Source organism: Xenorhabdus koppenhoeferi (genome assembly GCF_900116635.1).
Lineage (GTDB): Bacteria > Pseudomonadota > Gammaproteobacteria > Enterobacterales > Enterobacteriaceae > Xenorhabdus > Xenorhabdus koppenhoeferi.
Window position 1 is genome coordinate 19,784 of the sequence record NZ_FPBJ01000031.1, and the last position, 15,911, is coordinate 35,694.

The following is a 15,911-nucleotide window of genomic DNA, read 5'->3' on the forward strand; positions in this document are numbered from 1 at the left end:
ATATAGATAACCAATAAGGAAAAGCAAAATGAAAAAAGCATTATTGGTGATAAGTTTCGGAACCAGTTATCCAGAAACACGGCAAAATAATATTGAAGCCTGTGAGCAGCAATTGGCATCTGTTTTTCCCGACAGAGATCTATTTCGGGCATTTACTTCCGGGATGATCATCCGCAAATTACGCCAGCGTGATGGCATCTGCATCGATACTCCCCATGAGGCACTCACCCGACTGCATCACGCTGGCTATAGTGATGTTGCTATTCAATGCCTGCATATCATCAAGGGCGATGAATATGAAAAGGTACTTTATGAAGCCGAGAAGTTCCGACCTCGTTTTAACCGATTGGTTTTGGGTGAGCCGCTGCTCAGTCATTTCAACGATTACGTGCAATTGATGCAGGCACTGCGCCACCAGCTTCCGCGAATGGCGGAGAATGAATGTGTCGTATTTATGGGGCACGGAACAACGCATCATGCTTTTTCTGCTTATGCCTGCCTGGATCATCTGATGAGCCATTACTCTTTCCCTGCGCGGGTGGGAGCGGTAGAAAGTTACCCGGAACTTCCCTTACTTATCAAGGGATTAAAAGATAAAGGAATCCGCAAAGTCCACCTGATGCCACTGATGCTGGTGGCAGGGGATCATGCTATCAATGACATGGCTTCAGATGAAAAAGGCTCTTGGAAATCTCAGTTGGAGAACGCTGGCATTACCGCTATTTCTTGGTTGCAGGGATTGGGTGAAAATCCAATGATCCGGCAGATGTTTGTGGATCACCTTGCTCAGGTGATCAATGACGGGGAGAAAGCCTGATGGATGGAAAAATGAATGCCGGAAAATTAAATGCCGGAAAATTGTATGTCATGGGCGTAGGTCCCGGTGCCAGTGACCTGATTACCGTGAGGGCTGCGCGTATTCTTTCTGAGCTTGACGTGATCTATACTCCAACCGGTAAAAAAGGGACTCAAAGCCTCGCTCACTCCATCATTGCAGAATATCTTTCGCCGACCACTGAAATCTGTGCTTACCATTTTTTAATGAAAGCTGACAGGGCTGCGAAAGAAGCGGTTTGGGATGAAGTAGCCCAAACATTGAAAGAGGATGTTGCCAATGGCAGAAAAGTCGGATTTGTCACTTTGGGTGATCCCATGTTGTTCAGTACGTGGGTCTTTCTTTTAGAGCGAATGGTATCGGAACAAATAAAAATTCCCCCGTGGTTGGAAATTGTACCGGGGATCACATCGTTTTCTGCTATTGCCGCAGTCAGTGGTATACCATTGGCGATGGAAAGCCAAACTTTGGCCGTTGTCTCCTGTACGGCTCCTGAAACGGTTTTGGAACAGGCATTGGTTAATCATGACTGTATTGTCCTGATGAAAGTCTATTCACGCTTTACCCGGATACGTGACATTTTGCGTCGCCACAATCTACTGAAACATGCCCTGATGATGGCGGATGCTACTTTGCCAACAGAACAGTGCTGGCGCGATCTTGATACGCTGTCTCCCGATGAACAGGCACTATCGTATTTCTCAACGATTTTGATTAATAAAAACTGGTAGTGATTAGCCCGGCAATGGCTGGTAAAAGTACACGGTGAAACCGGTTTACCCCTGTATAAGACCGGGCAAGAACTTTTCGCTATCTTCAGTGAAACTAGCCTGTATGAAATAAGGGAGAATATACAATGACACTATCGTTGATGATTCAAGGAACTGCGTCTGATGTAGGAAAAAGTGTGCTGGTAGCGGGATTTTGCCGGATATTCTCGCAGGATGGCCATCACTGCACTCCTTTCAAATCACAGAATATGGCGCTTAATTCGGGTATTACCTCAGATGGAAAGGAGATGGGGCGAGCGCAAATATTTCAGGCAGAAGCGGCAGGTATTGCGCCGGATGTGCGTATGAATCCCGTGTTGTTAAAACCCACCAGTGATCGCAAGGCGCAAGTGGTTTTTATGGGGAAAGTGATGTGCAGCATGAATGCGGTGGAGTATCACGAATATAAACCCCAGTTGCTTCAGCAGATCTTGGCAGCTTATAACGGCCTTGCGGCGGAAACGGACATTATGGTGTTGGAAGGAGCGGGCAGTCCGGCAGAAATTAATCTTCGTGACCGTGATATTGTTAATATGGGAATGGCTGAATTAGTGGATGCGCCTGTCATTCTGGTGGCAGATATTGATCGTGGTGGTGTATTTGCATCTATTTACGGTACGCTGGCTTTAATTAGCCCGGAGGAAAAAGCACGGGTCAAAGGCGTGATCATCAATAAGTTTCGCGGTGATCTGGCGTTGTTGCAATCTGGCATTGATCAGATCGAAGCACTGACGCAAGTGCCTATCTTGGGTGTCTTACCGTGGCTGGATCTTGATCTGGAGGATGAAGACAGTGTCGCTTTGCAGGTGGGTAAATACGATCAGCAGGAACATAAATCAGGTGATTATCTGCATATTGCCGTCATTAAATATCCTCATATTGCCAATTTTACCGATTTTAACGCGCTGGCATCACAACCGGATGTGCATCTGCGTTATGTTTCCGAGCCTTCTGAGCTTCAGGGCGTGGATCTGATCATCCTGCCCGGCAGTAAAAATACCTTGGGTGATTTGGCATGGCTAAAAATTCAAGGGCTTGATCAGGCGATTATCAGCGCTCATCAGCAAGAAATCGCAATTATCGGGATCTGCGGTGGTTACCAAATGTTGGGAAAACAGATTGTGGATGAGGTGGAATCAGGCTTAACCCAGATGGCAGGTTTGGGGTTATTGGATACTGAAACTCAATTTGCTCATCAGAAGCAGACGGCGCAGGTCAGGGGGGTTGTGATGCCTGCTTTATCAGGCATATTGAATTTGTGTAGCGAGCAGCCGATTGCAGGCTATGAAATTCATATGGGGATAACTCGGCTTGGTGAGCAAGCAACACCTTTCGCCAAAATGCATCTGTACAATGGTGAAGAAAAAATCTGGTTTGATGGTGCTGTTACTCAGAATGGTTCGGTAATGGGAAGTTATCTGCATGGTCTGTTTGATCAAAATTCTTTCACGCGCCCGCTATTGAATCAGCTTCGTATACGTAAGGGCGGCGTTCCATTGGAAAATGCCGCTTTCAATTATGCCCGGCATAAAGAAAAACAGTTCAACATTTTGGCAGCCAGTATGCGTGAACATCTGGATATTGAACGGATCTATCAATTGATGCATGAGTACGAATTGTTGAGAGTAAGGAGCGTATTGTGTGATGAGGTCTTACAGAGAGTAAGCACCTAATGATCCTGGTAACAGGCGGTGCGCGCAGTGGAAAGAGTTCCCACGCTGAACGCCTGATTGCTGAACAATGCGAACAGGTATTGTATATTGCCACTGCGCAAATTACAGACGAAGAGATGGCCATCCGCGTTGAACGGCATAAACAGGAACGCCCGGCACACTGGCGGACTTGGGAGGGCCATCGAAATTTAGCGGCTGTGATCCGTCAGCACCGCCAGCCTCAAGAAGGGGTTATACTAGAATGTATCACAACATTTATTGCTAACTTATTGTTTGATCTGTCAGATGGTGCTTCACCTGATGAGATTGATTTTGTCTCATTAGAAGTATTTATTCATCGTCAGATAGATAACCTGATTAATGCCAGCTTATTATGCCCGATGCCGGTATATATAGTGACCAATGAATTGGGAATGGGTATCACACCTGAAAATCGATTGGCACGCCATTTTATTGATATCGCCGGACGAGCCAACCAAAAATTGGCAAGGGAAGCAAAAGAAGTCTGGCTGATGGTTTCAGGCATTGGAGTAAAGATTAAATGAAATTGAATCTCTTTTGGGCCACAGTACAGTTTATGACACGTATCCCTGTTCCGGAAAAATGGGCTGAAGGTGTTGATTTATCCCAATATTGGCGCGGTATTCCGATTTTTCCGCTGATTGGCCTGATTATTGGGGGAGTGTCCGGTTTGCTTTTCCTCACTATCACCTACTCTGGCGGGGGGGTATATATCGGTGCGATTAGTTATGTACTGGCATTGGTTCTGTTTACGGGAGGGTTACATTTAGATGGATTGGCGGATACTTGTGATGGCATTTTTTCTGCCCGCCAGAGAGAAAAAATGTTGGAGATTATGCGTGATAGCCGGCTTGGAACTTATGGTGGTATTGGGTTAATTTTCTGTCTTTTAACCAAAACATTGGTTGTCATCGATCTTTCTTACTATTCTCCCCTTCACCTACTGGCCTTACTGACGTGCGCACCCATTGTCGGGCGTACAGTCGTAGTGCTTTTGATGTATCAGCAACGTTATGCCCGCGAACATGGAGGCATGGGAAGCAACTATATTGGTCGAGTCACTGCTTCTTCTACCATGCTGACCTTATTGATCGGTTCGATATTAGTGATGGCTCTGGAAAATTGGCAGGGATTAACTGCAATGGCAGTAACACTGCTCATTGTTTATGGAATGGCTCTCTATTTCAATAATCGTCTTGGTGGACAAACTGGTGACACGCTGGGTGCCGCAATTGAAGTGGGAGAAGTCATTTTTTTGGTAGCGATGATTTGGCAATGAATATGGAGAAAATAATCAGATGCGGTTTTTTCTCGTTCGGCATGGGCAGACACAAGCCAATATTGATGGAGTTTTTTGTGGTAAAACCGATTTATCCTTAACACAAACAGGCATAAATCAAGCACAGCAAATCGCAGACTCGCTGAAAAACATTACCTTCCGGTCCATTCACTGTAGTGAAATGAAACGGGCAATACAAACTGCACAAATCATTTCTCCGTCAAGCATACTCTCTCTACCAAAGATAAATAGCGATTATCGTCTCAATGAGTTGGATTTTGGGGCATGGGAACTATGTCATCATGCAGACATTGCTAAAGAAGATCCACTGGCCTGGTCACACTGGTTGGCGGATTGGCAAAATGGTTGCCCGACTGGAGGCGAATCGTTCAAACATTTCGCAGAACGGGTTGAGGAGTACACCGAAGTATTGCGTTCTTCCATAGCCACGGCAAATTACTTGATTGTTGCGCATCAGGGAGTTTTGGGATTACTTCTTGTTAAATTACTGCAATTACCTACAGAAGCCATGTGGTCTTTTCCCTTTCAGCAGGGGACTTACAGTATTGTTGATAATCATGCCGGAGTTATTACCTTGAATGTATTTAATTCTCAGATGGAATATTGTTCTAAGGATGAATATGACTCTCAACTCATTGATTAATGCAATTCAGCCCCTGAATCGGGTGAAGATGAACAAAGCGTCGCAACACATTGACCGTTTACTTAAACCATTGGGAAGTTTGGGTCGGCTTGAAACGTTGGCGATACAATTATCCGGCATGTCAGGCATCAGTGAACTGCGAAACCTGCAAAAAGAGATCATTGTGATGTGTGCCGATCATGGTGTGTATGACGAAGAGGTTGCTATTTCACCTAAAAACGTCACTGCGATACAAGCCCACAATATGCTGAAAGGATTGACGGGGGTGTGTGTACTGGCGAAAAACAGTGGCACTCGCGTTTTGCCTGTAGATATTGGCATTGACTGTGAACCGATCGAACAGTTGTTATCTCTGAAAATTGCGCGGAGATGCGGCAATATCGCTCAGGAAGCTGCAATGAATTATGAACAAGCTGAAATGTTATTGCTTGCAAGTGCACAGTTAGTGCAGCAGCGCGTCGCAGCAGGAGTGGAAGTGTTTGGCGTGGGGGAAATGGGGATCGCTAATACCACCGCAGCGGCGGCAGTGATCAGTGTTCTGACAGAGTGTGATCCATGTGATGTAGTTGGATTGGGCGCTAATTTACCCCTTGAACGTTTGAGACATAAGCAATCTGTTGTTCGGCAAGCCATCGCAGTCAATCAGCCGGATCGTAACAACGCCCTTGATGTATTGGCAAAAGTGGGAGGGTTTGATTTGGTCGGAATGACGGGAGTTATTTTGGGTGCCGCCGCTTCCGGTGTACCCATTGTACTTGATGGTTTTTTGTCTTATGCATCGGCCCTGGCGGCTTGTCAGTTATCGCCTATTGTGTGGAATTATTTTATTCCTTCTCATATGTCGGCAGAAAAAGGCGCAGCGCTGGCGTTGCAGCATTTGAACTTGCAACCTTATTTGCATTTAGATTTGCGTCTTGGCGAAGGTAGCGGTGCCGCTATTGCCATGTCTTTGATTGATGCCGCTTGTGCGATGTATTGCCATATGGGGCAATTGGCAAATAGTGGTATTAATTTACCAACGCCAAAAAAGCCGCGCTTTGCGCGGCCTTTAAACTATAAATCAATTTAAACATTTTATTGCCAAGGCTTACAATACTAGCCTGTTGTCCAGAACCAAGTTTGGTTCTATACACTTCGTCTTTCAAACTGCCTCTTTGTTGGCTGCGCTCACTCACCCCGGTCACATAGTTATCTATGCTCCCGGGGATTTGCTCTCTTGCCGTCGCGATGCAACTTGAAATCCATCGGGTATATTTGTCTTATGAGATTAATTTTTAACTTGTTTTCTCAACTGCTCTTTTATTATTTTGCCATTGATATTACGGGGCAACGTTAAAAAGGTATATCCTTTTGGTCGTTTAAAGCGGGCAACTATCGTACAAATATAGTCGTTCAGCTCTCGTTCCGTTACAAACACATTTTCATTAAGCTCAATAAAAGCGTGAGGGACTTCCCCCCAGTAGGGATCAGGCTTCGCGACGATAGCTGCGGCTAAAACCCCCGGATAACTGGATAGTGCATTTTCTAATTCAAGGCTGGAAATATTTTCACCTCCGGAAATAATAATGTCTTTTTTCCTATCAATGATTTTTATGTAACCATCAGGATCAACGACCGCTAAATCCCCGGTGTAAAACCATTGGCTGGTGGTCTCTGGTGTAACATGACGTACAGGATCGTAAGAAGCGACAATATTTCCACGGATAGCAATCTCTCCAATGGTTTTACCATCAAAAGGAACTTCTAATCTGCTCTCTTCATCAATAACGCTAACTTGCCCCTGTAAATTGGAAACAATTCCTTGGCGCATTTTCTTTAATATCATTTCTGATTTTGGCAGATTTTTCCACTCAGGCTTATTTTCACAAACCACAACAGGCCCATAAGTTTCGGTGAGACCATAAACATGCGTCCCTGTGATGCCAACGTCATCTAACAGAGAAAACATCATTTCCGTTGGTGGGGCACCGGCAATCAGGCCAGCAATGAGACCATTAAAATGTTTTCCATTCTTTTGAGCCATTTTTCCTAAAGAATAGTGCACAATCGGTGCACCGCAATAGTGAGTTACGTTATGTTCCTGTATAAGCTCAATGGCTTCTTCTGCATCAAATTTTTTCATACAGATATGTGTTCCGGCTCGCGCGGCAATCGTCCATGGAAAACACCATCCATTACAGTGAAACATGGGGAGTGTCCATAAATAAATAGGGTTTTTGGGCATATCCCAATCCAAAATGTTTGAAATGGTATTAAGAAAGGCCCCTCGGTGAGAATAGACCACCAGCTTGGGTTGCCCGCTGGTACCCGAAGTTGAATTAATGCTGATAGCTTCCTGCTCGTTAATTTGAATAAATGATAAGCTCTTTGATGTGTATCCGGTTATTAGTGATTCATAATGAATAAGTTCGTGTTCAGGTAAAAATATTGGAGTGACTGAACTATTATCATCAACAATAATTATCTTAATTAGATTATTGAAAGAAGTATTGTTTAATAGGGAAATAAATTTCTTATCAAGAATTAATACCTGGGGGCTTAGTTTTTCAAAGACAAAATTTAATGTTGCTGAATCTGTCCGGGTGCTCAGAGCATTGAGAACGCCACCAGCTAAAGGGACAGCAAAATGCAATTCAAGTAATTCGTGGATATTAGGTAAAATGGCTGTTACTACGTTTCCTTTTTCAACTCCCATTTGTTGTAATGAGATCGCGATTCTTTCACATCGTCTGGCATATTGGTGCCAAGTCCAACGATATTTTCCATCAATAATGGCAATGCTATCACCATTGCTTAAAACAGCTCTTTTGAGAAATAAAATAGGTGATAATGCAGTGCCATCATACTCATTTAAGAATGAATTATCACGATTCATATTTTTTACCTTATTTTGTTATGTTGTTGAAAATAATAGGTAGCAATGGGATAAGCAATGTCATATACCCAATGGATTTCAAGACGCAGCGCGACGGCAAGGGAATGAACCCCCAAGAGCATAGCTAACTATGTGACTGGGGTGAGTGAGCGCAGCCAACAAAGCTGCAACTTGAAAGACGACAGGTATATTAATTTAAATTCATTGGGTGTAGGATTATTCCCTAATAATACATAATGAATTTTTTTATCAATTTATTTTATATTCCCATTTCAAGTTTTCATTCAAATATTCCGCCGTGTTTTATATTTTTTAATATGTTTATTTTATTTATTGAGATTGATTGGTTAACAATTTGAAAATAGACTGAAAAATTACATTTAATCTGGCAGAACACTCTATCATCTTATAAATAGCATTCCAAAATTGCAGAACGTTTCCTTACTCTTTGCGCGGAGAGGAGTAACGAAGCCTCATAACTTGAACATATCACTATTATGAAGATGGTGTCTTTTTTAAGCCACTCATAATAGAGAAAATATTGGATGATCTGGTTGAAGGTGATTTGGAAATTTACTGTCGTTTTATTGAGATCCTGAAAGCCACGGACAAAATAGACTCAGATTCTTATTAACCCCCAAAATCCCAGCTCCAGTGAATACCTCTAAATGTTAGATAATCGTTCACAGGACTGGGATATTTTTTCAGCTGTTAGCCGTTCTCAGCCAACTGGATGATTAACTGCCGCCATTAGAATTCATTAACAGTTGTCTTTCATCAACTGACGGGCAGGTGTGTTGTTGGCAATGTGATATTTGGCCTGACTGCGGGGCAAGGGAGCTATTCCCCGAATTCTGTCGGCGATTTTTTCTGCCATCATAATTGTTGTGGCATTCAAATTTCCGGTAATGATGCCTGGCATAATGGAAGCATCAATAACACGTAAATTCTTAACGCCGTATACACGCCCTTGACCGTCCACAACTGCCATCTCGTCTGTTCCCATTTTGCAGCTGCATGATGGATGAAATGCCGTTTCGGCATGTTCGCGAATAAATGTATCCAACTGTTCATCTGTCTGAATTTCAGCGCCCGGACTGATTTCCCGTCCACAGTAAGGAGAGAGCGCGGGTTGTGCCATGATTTCCCGTGTTATGCGAATAGCATCGCGGAACTCCTGCCAATCTTGCTCCGCCGACATATAATTGAACAAAATGCTGGGATGCTGACGTGGATCCCGCGACTTAATTTTTACCCGACCACGGCTTGGTGAGCGCATGGAACCGACGTGAGCCTGAAAGCTATGCTGATTAACTGCATTGCTGCCATTGTAATTAACAGCAACGGGCAGAAAGTGAAATTGAATATTCGGCCAGGCAAATTTTTCACTGGTACGAATGAAACCACCCGCTTCAAATTGATTGCTGGCACCAATACCCGTGCCTTTGAATAACCACTCAGCCCCAATTTGAGGTTGGTTATACCATTTTAAGGCAGGGTAAAGAGAGATGGGTTTGAGGCATTCATACTGTAAATACATTTCAAGGTGATCTTGCAGGTTTTGACCGACTCCCGGTAATACTTGTACAACCGGAATGCCAAGTTCGTTCAAGATTTTTTCAGAACCAATACCTGAGCGTTGCAAAATCTGTGGGGAAGCGATAGCGCCGGCACAAAGTAACACTTCTTTGCATGCTTTGGCCGTCGTGGCAGTTGAACTATTGCCTTGATAAAAATTGATACCAACAGCTGTTTTTCCTTCAAATCTGAGGACATCTGTCAGCGCATGGGTAATGATAGTGAGATTAGTGCGTGATCGCGCTTGATCCAGATAACCACGTGCGGTGCTGGCACGGCGCCCATCAGGAGTGACAGTGCGATCCATTGGTCCAAAACCTTCTTGCTGGTAACCATTCAGATCATCAGTACGTGGGTAACCGGCCTGGATAGCTGCTTCGACCAGAGCGTGAAAAAGTTCATTATTTCCAGTTTTAGGGGTTGTGACACTGACAGGACCTTCATTGCCATGATAGTCATTTGCGCCGATATCCCGTGACTGCGCTTTACGAAAATAGGGCAGACAATCAAGATAAGTCCACTCTTCCAGACCGGGCTGCATCGCCCAATTGTCAAAGTCCAGCGCATTGCCACGGATATAGCACATACCGTTAATCAGTGAAGATCCTCCCAGTCCTTTGCCGCGACCGCATTCCATGCGCCGATTATTCATATGGGGTTCAGGATCGGTTTCATAAGCCCAGTTATAACGGGTTCCTCGCAAGGGATATGCCAGCGCTGCTGGCATTTGAGTACGGAAGTCGAATCGATAATCCGGCCCGCCCGCTTCCAACAACAGGACGGTTACTTTGGGATCTTCTGTCAGACGGGTTGCAAGCACGTTACCCGCTGAACCAGCACCGATAATAATGTAATCAAATACCATTGTTATCTCCTCTGTTTCAGTCATGGATTAAAATAGGGATTCAAAGTCGCCCAGTTCCACCTGTATTGATTTGGTTTGTGTGTAATTTTGCAGTGTCACCAGTCCGTTTTCACGGCCTACACCAGAATGTTTATAACCACCGACAGGCACGGCAGCTGGAGATTCGCCCCACGTATTGATCCAACAAATTCCGGCTTCCAGTTGATGGATCACACGGTGTGCACGAGAAAGATCTTTTGTCACTAATCCGGCACCTAAGCCGTAATGGGTGTTATTGGCCCGCGTAATGACTTCATCTTCCGTCTCGTAAGTCAGGATACACATGACAGGGCCAAAAATTTCCTCCCGTGCAATCAGCATGTCATCGGTACAGTCACTGAATACCGTTGGTGCAACAAATGCGCCTTTTGCCAATGCTCCTTCCTGCATACGCTCACCGCCACAAAGCAAGCGGGCAGCGGTCTTTTTACCACTTTCGATATAGCGTAAAACAGATTCCATATGCGGGAAACTCACTAATGGGCCAAAATTGGTATTGGGATCGAGAGGTGAACCAATACGGATGCGTTTAACACGTTCAAGAATTTTGGCTTCAAATTGTGAGAGCATGGCTTTGGGAATAAAAACGCGTGTTCCGTTAGTACAAACCTGACCTGAACTGAAAAAGTTTGCCATCATCGCAATATCAGCTGCGCGATCCAGATCTGCATCATCAAAGATAATCAGGGGGGACTTGCCACCCAGCTCCATTGTGGCCTCTTTTAAGGTGGAACTGGACGCATTTGCCATGACTTTTTTACCGGTGACAGTGCCGCCGGTAAAAGATATCTTGGCAATTTTCGGATGGGTTGTCAGATAATGCCCGACTTCATGACCCGCGCCAGTCAGGACGTTGAACACGCCATCAGGCAAACCGGCAGCGGTATAAATTTCAGCTAATTTTAGCGCAGTGAGAGAAGTGAATTCACTGGGTTTGAAAATCATTGCATTACCGGCAGCCAGTGCGGGTGCAGATTTCCAAAGAGCGATTTGAATAGGGTAGTTCCATGCGCCAATGCCTGCCACAACACCCAGTGGCTCTCGACGTGTATATACAAAAGAAGATTCACGCAATGGAATTTGCTGCCCTTCAAGGGCAGGGATTAAACCTGCATAATATTCCAACACATCAGCACCAGAAGCAATATCAAGTTGCCGGGTTTCAGAAAGTGGTTTCCCGGTATCCAGTGTTTCCAGTTCAGCCAGTTCATCATTGCGCTCACGCAAAATATTCACTGCCTTGAGTAAGATCCGGGAACGTTCCACTGCTGTCATGGCTGCCCAAATTTTCTGTCCTTGAAGAGCACTCTGGACAGCCAGATCAACATCCTGCTCTGTTGCGGACTGAAATTGAGCAATAATCTCACCATTGGCGGAATTGATTGCATCAAAAGTCTTGATGTCAGAAATGATGCTATCAACATAAGCACCATGAATATAAAGTTTCTGTAATCCAAAATGGGTCATAGATTCTCCTTAAGAGTCTATCTATTCGTCGGCTTGAACTCAGGTTATATGAGATGAACCGAGTTTATGTTCGATATAATCGATGGTGATTTTGAAAGCCCCGTCAATATCAAAGGGCTTGCTGGTTAATGCACTTCTTAACCAAATACCGTCAATCAATGCTGCAAGCCCCTGAGCTGCCAGGCGAGCTTCTGTTTTGGGTAGAACACGTCTAAATTCAACGCAGATATTGGAATACAAACGGCGTTCATTAACTTGTTGTAAACGATACAGGTTGGGCTGATGAATACTGCTTGTCCAAAATGCCAGCCAGGTTTTCATTGCTGCGCTGCTGATTTGGCTGGAATCGAAGTTTCCTTCGACAATCGCTTTTAGCCGCTGCGCGGGAGTTGCGTTGTCAAGCAGACGCAATCGACGTGCTACTGCCATGCCCAGTTGATTCAACAGATAACGCATGGTGGCTTCCAGTAGCCCATTTTTATCTTTGAAGTAGTGGCTGATAATCCCGTTGGAAACGCCTGCTTTTCGGGCTATTTGCGCAATACTTGCTTCCTGCATTCCAACTTCATTGACAACAATTAATGTTGCATCAATGAGCTGTTGTTTTCTTATCGACTGCATTCCAATTTTTGGCATGATTTTAGGCTCAAAAAATCAATCATTAGGCGAGTATTAAACTTTTTTTTAATTGAATGTTCAATCAAAATTAAATATGTTTTATTACAATATTTTTACAATGCAGAATCTGAATTATTCAATGTTATTCAAATTTTATTTTTAATTCATGTGATTATATCAATTATTCTTTTTATATTTTTTTACCCCTATTAATTTCAGGAACTGCCTATGAACACACCAGACAGTCCAAAAAACACTCAGAAGGATACGCTAAATTCTGTCGTTTTTTTCTTCTCTGCTGGACTGATTATTATTTTTTCGCTATTCACGATTTTTTTTACTGATGCGACAAGTATCTGGATAAAAAATACGCTGAATTGGGTTTCTAAAACCTTTGGTTGGTACTATTTGCTGGCTGCGACGCTTTATATCGTATTTGTTATTTTTGTTGCTGCTTCCCGTTTTGGTGCCATTAAATTAGGACCTGAACAATCCAAACCGGAATTTAGCCTGCTTAGTTGGGCCGCCATGCTGTTTGCTGCCGGGATAGGTATTGATTTGATGTTTTTCTCAGTGGCAGAACCGGTGACGCAATATATGCGGCCGCCAACAGGTCAAGGAGAAACGATAGAAGCAGCCCGTCAGGCGATGGTGTGGACGCTGTTCCACTATGGCCTGACGGGCTGGTCTATGTATGCTTTGATGGGTATTGCGCTGGGATATTTTAGTTATCGTTACAATCTGCCCCTGACCATTCGCTCAGCACTTTATCCCATTTTTGGTGATCGCATAAAAGGTCCCATTGGTTATGCTGTGGATATTGCGGCAGTGATAGGAACGATTTTCGGGATTGCAACCACGTTGGGAATTGGGGTGGTGCAGTTGAATTACGGCCTGAAAGTGCTTTTCGGATTACCGCAAGGCTTAGAAGTTCAGGGCGGTTTGATATTGTTGTCCGTGGTGATGGCAATTATTTCTGTCACTTCTGGTGTGCATAAGGGGATTCGTTTTCTGTCCGAATTGAATGTATTGCTGGCTCTGGGGCTTGTCTTGTTTATCTTGTTTGTGGGCGATACCGAGTTCCTGCTCAACGGATTGGTGCAGAATGTTGGAGATTATATTAGCCGATTCATGGGAATGACGCTGAATAGCTTTGCATTTGAACGCCCGACTGAATGGATGAATAGTTGGACGTTATTTTTCTGGGCATGGTGGGTGGCTTGGTCGCCGTTTGTTGGATTGTTCCTGGCACGTATTTCCCGTGGCAGAACCATTCGTCAATTTGTTATGGGGACACTGGTTATTCCATTTGTTTTTACCCTGTTATGGCTTTCTATTTTTGGTAACAGTGTATTGTATGAAATCCTTCACGGTAATCGTCAATTGGCTGAGACTGTGCTGCAACATCCAGAACAAGGTTTTTATGGTTTGTTGGCACTTTATCCTGCCTTCACGTTCAGTGCATCTGTTGCCACAATCACGGGATTGCTGTTTTATGTGACATCAGCAGATTCGGGTTCATTGGTCTTGGGTAATTTCACGTCCAATCTCAGTGATATCAATAATGATGCTCCTAATTGGTTAAGAGTCTTCTGGTCTATAGCTATTGGGGTATTAACATTAGGTATATTAATGACTGATGGCATTTCTGCTTTGCAAAATATGACAGTTATAATGGGATTACCTTTTAGTTTTGTGATCTTTTTTGTGATGGCAGGGTTATATAAATCTTTGCGGGTAGAAGATTTCCGCAAAGCCAGTTCATTGCAAAATACGTCACCTACTCTCGTACATGACAATGGTTCATTGAATTGGAAACAGCGTTTAAGCCGCATGATGCATTTTCCGGGGACAAAAAACACACAACGAATGTTAGATACGGTGTGTCGCCCAGCTATGCTGGAAGTCGCGAAAGAATTGGTGGTGAGTGGTGCAAGGGTTCAGTTTAATGCTTTGCTCCCGAAAGAAGATAAGCGATTGAATCCACTTGAGTTGATTGTTGATTTGGGGGATGAACAGAATTTTGTTTATCAAATCTGGCCGCAACGTTACTCAGTACCCGGGTTTACCTATCGGGCAAGGTCGGGTAAATCCTATTATTATCGATTAGAAACATTTTTGATGGAAGGAACTCAAGGAAATGATTTAATGGATTACACAAAAGAGCAGATTATCAGTGACATTCTTGACCATTATGAAAAACACCTGAATTTTATTCATCTGAATAGGGAATCTCCGGGACAGACATTGATATTTCCGAGCTAAAAGTTAATGTTGAATAATAAAAAATCGCCTGTAATTATATATAAAACAGGCGATTTTTATCGAAACAGAGAGTTAATGTCAGGGCTGTAGCGGTCAAGAACTTCCGGACACCATTTTAGCCTTCTCCCATTGCTTTTCGTATTCAACGGGAGAAATGCCTCCATTAAAACTATGGGGACGAATGTAATTATAATATCCGCCCAAATATTGCGTGATATCCCTCATCGCGTCATGCATATCCTGATAGCCTTCCGGTGGCACCCATTCGCTTTTCAGACTCCGGAATACCCGTTCCATCGGCGAATTATCATAGCAACAGCCCCTGCGGCTCATGCTTTGGATAATCTGGTTTCGCCAAAGTAAGCGGCGGAACTTTTTGCTACTGTATTGACTTCCCTGGTCGGAGTGAAAAATCAGCCGGCCTTCAATAGGGCGCGTTTCCAGGGCATGACTCAGGGCACGGCAGACCAGCTTTGCATCCGGTGAGGAAGAGATGGCCATGCCCACCCCGCGGCGGGAAAATAAATCCATCACCACCGCGAGGTAACGCCAACCTTCCTGCGTACGAATGTACGTGATGTCCCCGCACCACCGGGTATTTGGGCTGGCCGGGGCAAAATGCTGCTGCAAAAAATCCGGCGACGCCACGTGCTCTTTCCCCGGTGGACGATAACGGTGGGCCCCCGGCTGACGACTTTGCAGGCCGCATTCCTGCATTAGCCGGCGAGCCAGCCAGCGCCCAACCGGTGTGCCCTCATGGGTCAGCAAGTGGCTCAGGGAGCGGCTGCCGATGGCCCCCCGACTTTGGTTATACAATTCACGGGTCCGGATGCGCAGCCGCAGACGTTCTGTATCGACAGGACGTTCCCGCCAATCGTAATAGGCGCTGCGTGACACCTTAAATGCCTGACAGAGTTCCGTGACCGGCCATTGGGCGCTCAGCCGTGTGATCAACGAGTAGC

Annotated in this window: 13 protein-coding genes; 8 read left to right on the forward strand and 5 right to left on the reverse strand. The window is 44.5% G+C overall.

Annotation, left to right across the window (positions count from 1 at the left end):
- Nucleotides 1-28: 28 nt before the first annotated feature.
- The 7 genes from cbiK (at nucleotide 29) to cobT (ending at nucleotide 6,311) form a co-directional block, all read left to right on the forward strand.
- Nucleotides 29-817 (forward strand): sirohydrochlorin cobaltochelatase, encoded by a 789-nt coding sequence (cbiK, locus tag BM329_RS10670; protein WP_092552821.1) that lies wholly within the window; start codon nucleotides 29-31, stop codon nucleotides 815-817.
- A complete protein-coding gene (locus BM329_RS10675) occupies nucleotides 817-1,566 on the forward strand; it encodes a cobalt-factor II C(20)-methyltransferase (protein WP_245759060.1) in 750 nt (249 codons plus the stop codon). The genes cbiK and BM329_RS10675 overlap by 1 nt, the downstream gene beginning before the upstream one ends.
- 125 nt (nucleotides 1,567-1,691) lie before the next feature.
- Nucleotides 1,692-3,278, forward strand: a complete 1,587-nt coding sequence (locus tag BM329_RS10680; RefSeq protein ID WP_092552824.1) for a cobyric acid synthase — start codon at nucleotides 1,692-1,694, stop codon at nucleotides 3,276-3,278.
- Nucleotides 3,278-3,823 carry a bifunctional adenosylcobinamide kinase/adenosylcobinamide-phosphate guanylyltransferase gene (gene cobU, locus BM329_RS10685; protein ID WP_092552827.1) on the forward strand — a complete coding sequence of 182 codons (546 nt, stop codon included), beginning with the start codon at nucleotides 3,278-3,280 and terminating at the stop codon, nucleotides 3,821-3,823. The genes BM329_RS10680 and cobU overlap by 1 nt, the downstream gene beginning before the upstream one ends.
- The gene (gene cobS / locus BM329_RS10690; protein ID WP_092552829.1) at nucleotides 3,820-4,578 is read left to right on the forward strand and encodes an adenosylcobinamide-GDP ribazoletransferase; all 759 of its coding nucleotides are present in this window, start codon (nucleotides 3,820-3,822) and stop codon (nucleotides 4,576-4,578) included. Before cobU ends, cobS begins: the two co-directional genes overlap by 4 nt.
- Nucleotides 4,579-4,597: 19 nt before the next feature.
- Nucleotides 4,598-5,242, forward strand: a complete 645-nt coding sequence (locus BM329_RS10695; protein WP_092552832.1) for an adenosylcobalamin/alpha-ribazole phosphatase — start codon at nucleotides 4,598-4,600, stop codon at nucleotides 5,240-5,242.
- Complete coding sequence (gene cobT / locus BM329_RS10700; protein ID WP_092552835.1) at nucleotides 5,220-6,311, forward strand: nicotinate-nucleotide--dimethylbenzimidazole phosphoribosyltransferase; 1,092 nt, start codon at nucleotides 5,220-5,222, stop codon at nucleotides 6,309-6,311. The genes BM329_RS10695 and cobT overlap by 23 nt, the downstream gene beginning before the upstream one ends.
- A 198-nt stretch (nucleotides 6,312-6,509) precedes the next feature.
- Here the strand turns inward: cobT and BM329_RS10705 are convergent, their stop codons facing one another.
- The 4 genes from BM329_RS10705 to betI all read right to left on the reverse strand — a co-directional run bounded on the left by BM329_RS10705 (nucleotide 6,510) and on the right by betI (nucleotide 12,702).
- On the reverse strand, nucleotides 6,510-8,117 hold the full coding sequence (locus BM329_RS10705; RefSeq protein WP_092552838.1) for an AMP-binding protein: 1,608 nt from the start codon (nucleotides 8,115-8,117) through the stop codon (nucleotides 6,510-6,512).
- Between the two features lie 760 nt (nucleotides 8,118-8,877).
- Entirely contained in the window at nucleotides 8,878-10,560 is a 1,683-nt protein-coding gene (betA, locus tag BM329_RS10710) for a choline dehydrogenase (protein WP_092552841.1), read from the reverse strand.
- 27 nt (nucleotides 10,561-10,587) lie between these two features.
- Nucleotides 10,588-12,066, reverse strand: a complete 1,479-nt coding sequence (gene betB, locus BM329_RS10715; protein WP_092552844.1) for a betaine-aldehyde dehydrogenase — start codon at nucleotides 12,064-12,066, stop codon at nucleotides 10,588-10,590.
- A 39-nt stretch (nucleotides 12,067-12,105) separates the two neighbouring features.
- Nucleotides 12,106-12,702 (reverse strand): transcriptional regulator BetI, encoded by a 597-nt coding sequence (betI, locus tag BM329_RS10720; RefSeq protein WP_092552847.1) that lies wholly within the window; start codon nucleotides 12,700-12,702, stop codon nucleotides 12,106-12,108.
- 210 nt (nucleotides 12,703-12,912) lie between these two features.
- On the opposite strand from betI, the gene BM329_RS10725 reads away from it, so the two are divergent.
- Complete coding sequence (locus BM329_RS10725; RefSeq protein ID WP_092552849.1) at nucleotides 12,913-14,949, forward strand: choline transporter; 2,037 nt, start codon at nucleotides 12,913-12,915, stop codon at nucleotides 14,947-14,949.
- 93 nt (nucleotides 14,950-15,042) lie between these two features.
- On the opposite strand, the gene BM329_RS10730 is transcribed toward BM329_RS10725, so the two are convergent.
- On the reverse strand, nucleotides 15,043-15,911 hold an 869-nt coding region (locus tag BM329_RS10730; RefSeq protein WP_143101237.1), incomplete at its 5' end, for an IS3 family transposase.

Coding starts and splice junctions, on each gene's coding strand:
- cbiK (WP_092552821.1), top strand. CDS start 29: ATGAAAAAAGCATTATTGGTGATAAGTTTCGGAACCAGTTATCCAGAA.
- betA (WP_092552841.1), bottom strand. CDS start 10,560: ATGGTATTTGATTACATTATTATCGGTGCTGGTTCAGCGGGTAACGTG.
- betB (WP_092552844.1), bottom strand. CDS start 12,066: ATGACCCATTTTGGATTACAGAAACTTTATATTCATGGTGCTTATGTT.
- cobU (WP_092552827.1), top strand. CDS start 3,278: ATGATCCTGGTAACAGGCGGTGCGCGCAGTGGAAAGAGTTCCCACGCT.
- cobS (WP_092552829.1), top strand. CDS start 3,820: ATGAAATTGAATCTCTTTTGGGCCACAGTACAGTTTATGACACGTATC.
- cobT (WP_092552835.1), top strand. CDS start 5,220: ATGACTCTCAACTCATTGATTAATGCAATTCAGCCCCTGAATCGGGTG.
- BM329_RS10675 (WP_245759060.1), top strand. CDS start 817: ATGGATGGAAAAATGAATGCCGGAAAATTAAATGCCGGAAAATTGTAT.
- BM329_RS10705 (WP_092552838.1), bottom strand. CDS start 8,117: ATGAATCGTGATAATTCATTCTTAAATGAGTATGATGGCACTGCATTA.
- betI (WP_092552847.1), bottom strand. CDS start 12,702: ATGCCAAAAATTGGAATGCAGTCGATAAGAAAACAACAGCTCATTGAT.
- BM329_RS10725 (WP_092552849.1), top strand. CDS start 12,913: ATGAACACACCAGACAGTCCAAAAAACACTCAGAAGGATACGCTAAAT.
- BM329_RS10680 (WP_092552824.1), top strand. CDS start 1,692: ATGACACTATCGTTGATGATTCAAGGAACTGCGTCTGATGTAGGAAAA.
- BM329_RS10695 (WP_092552832.1), top strand. CDS start 4,598: ATGCGGTTTTTTCTCGTTCGGCATGGGCAGACACAAGCCAATATTGAT.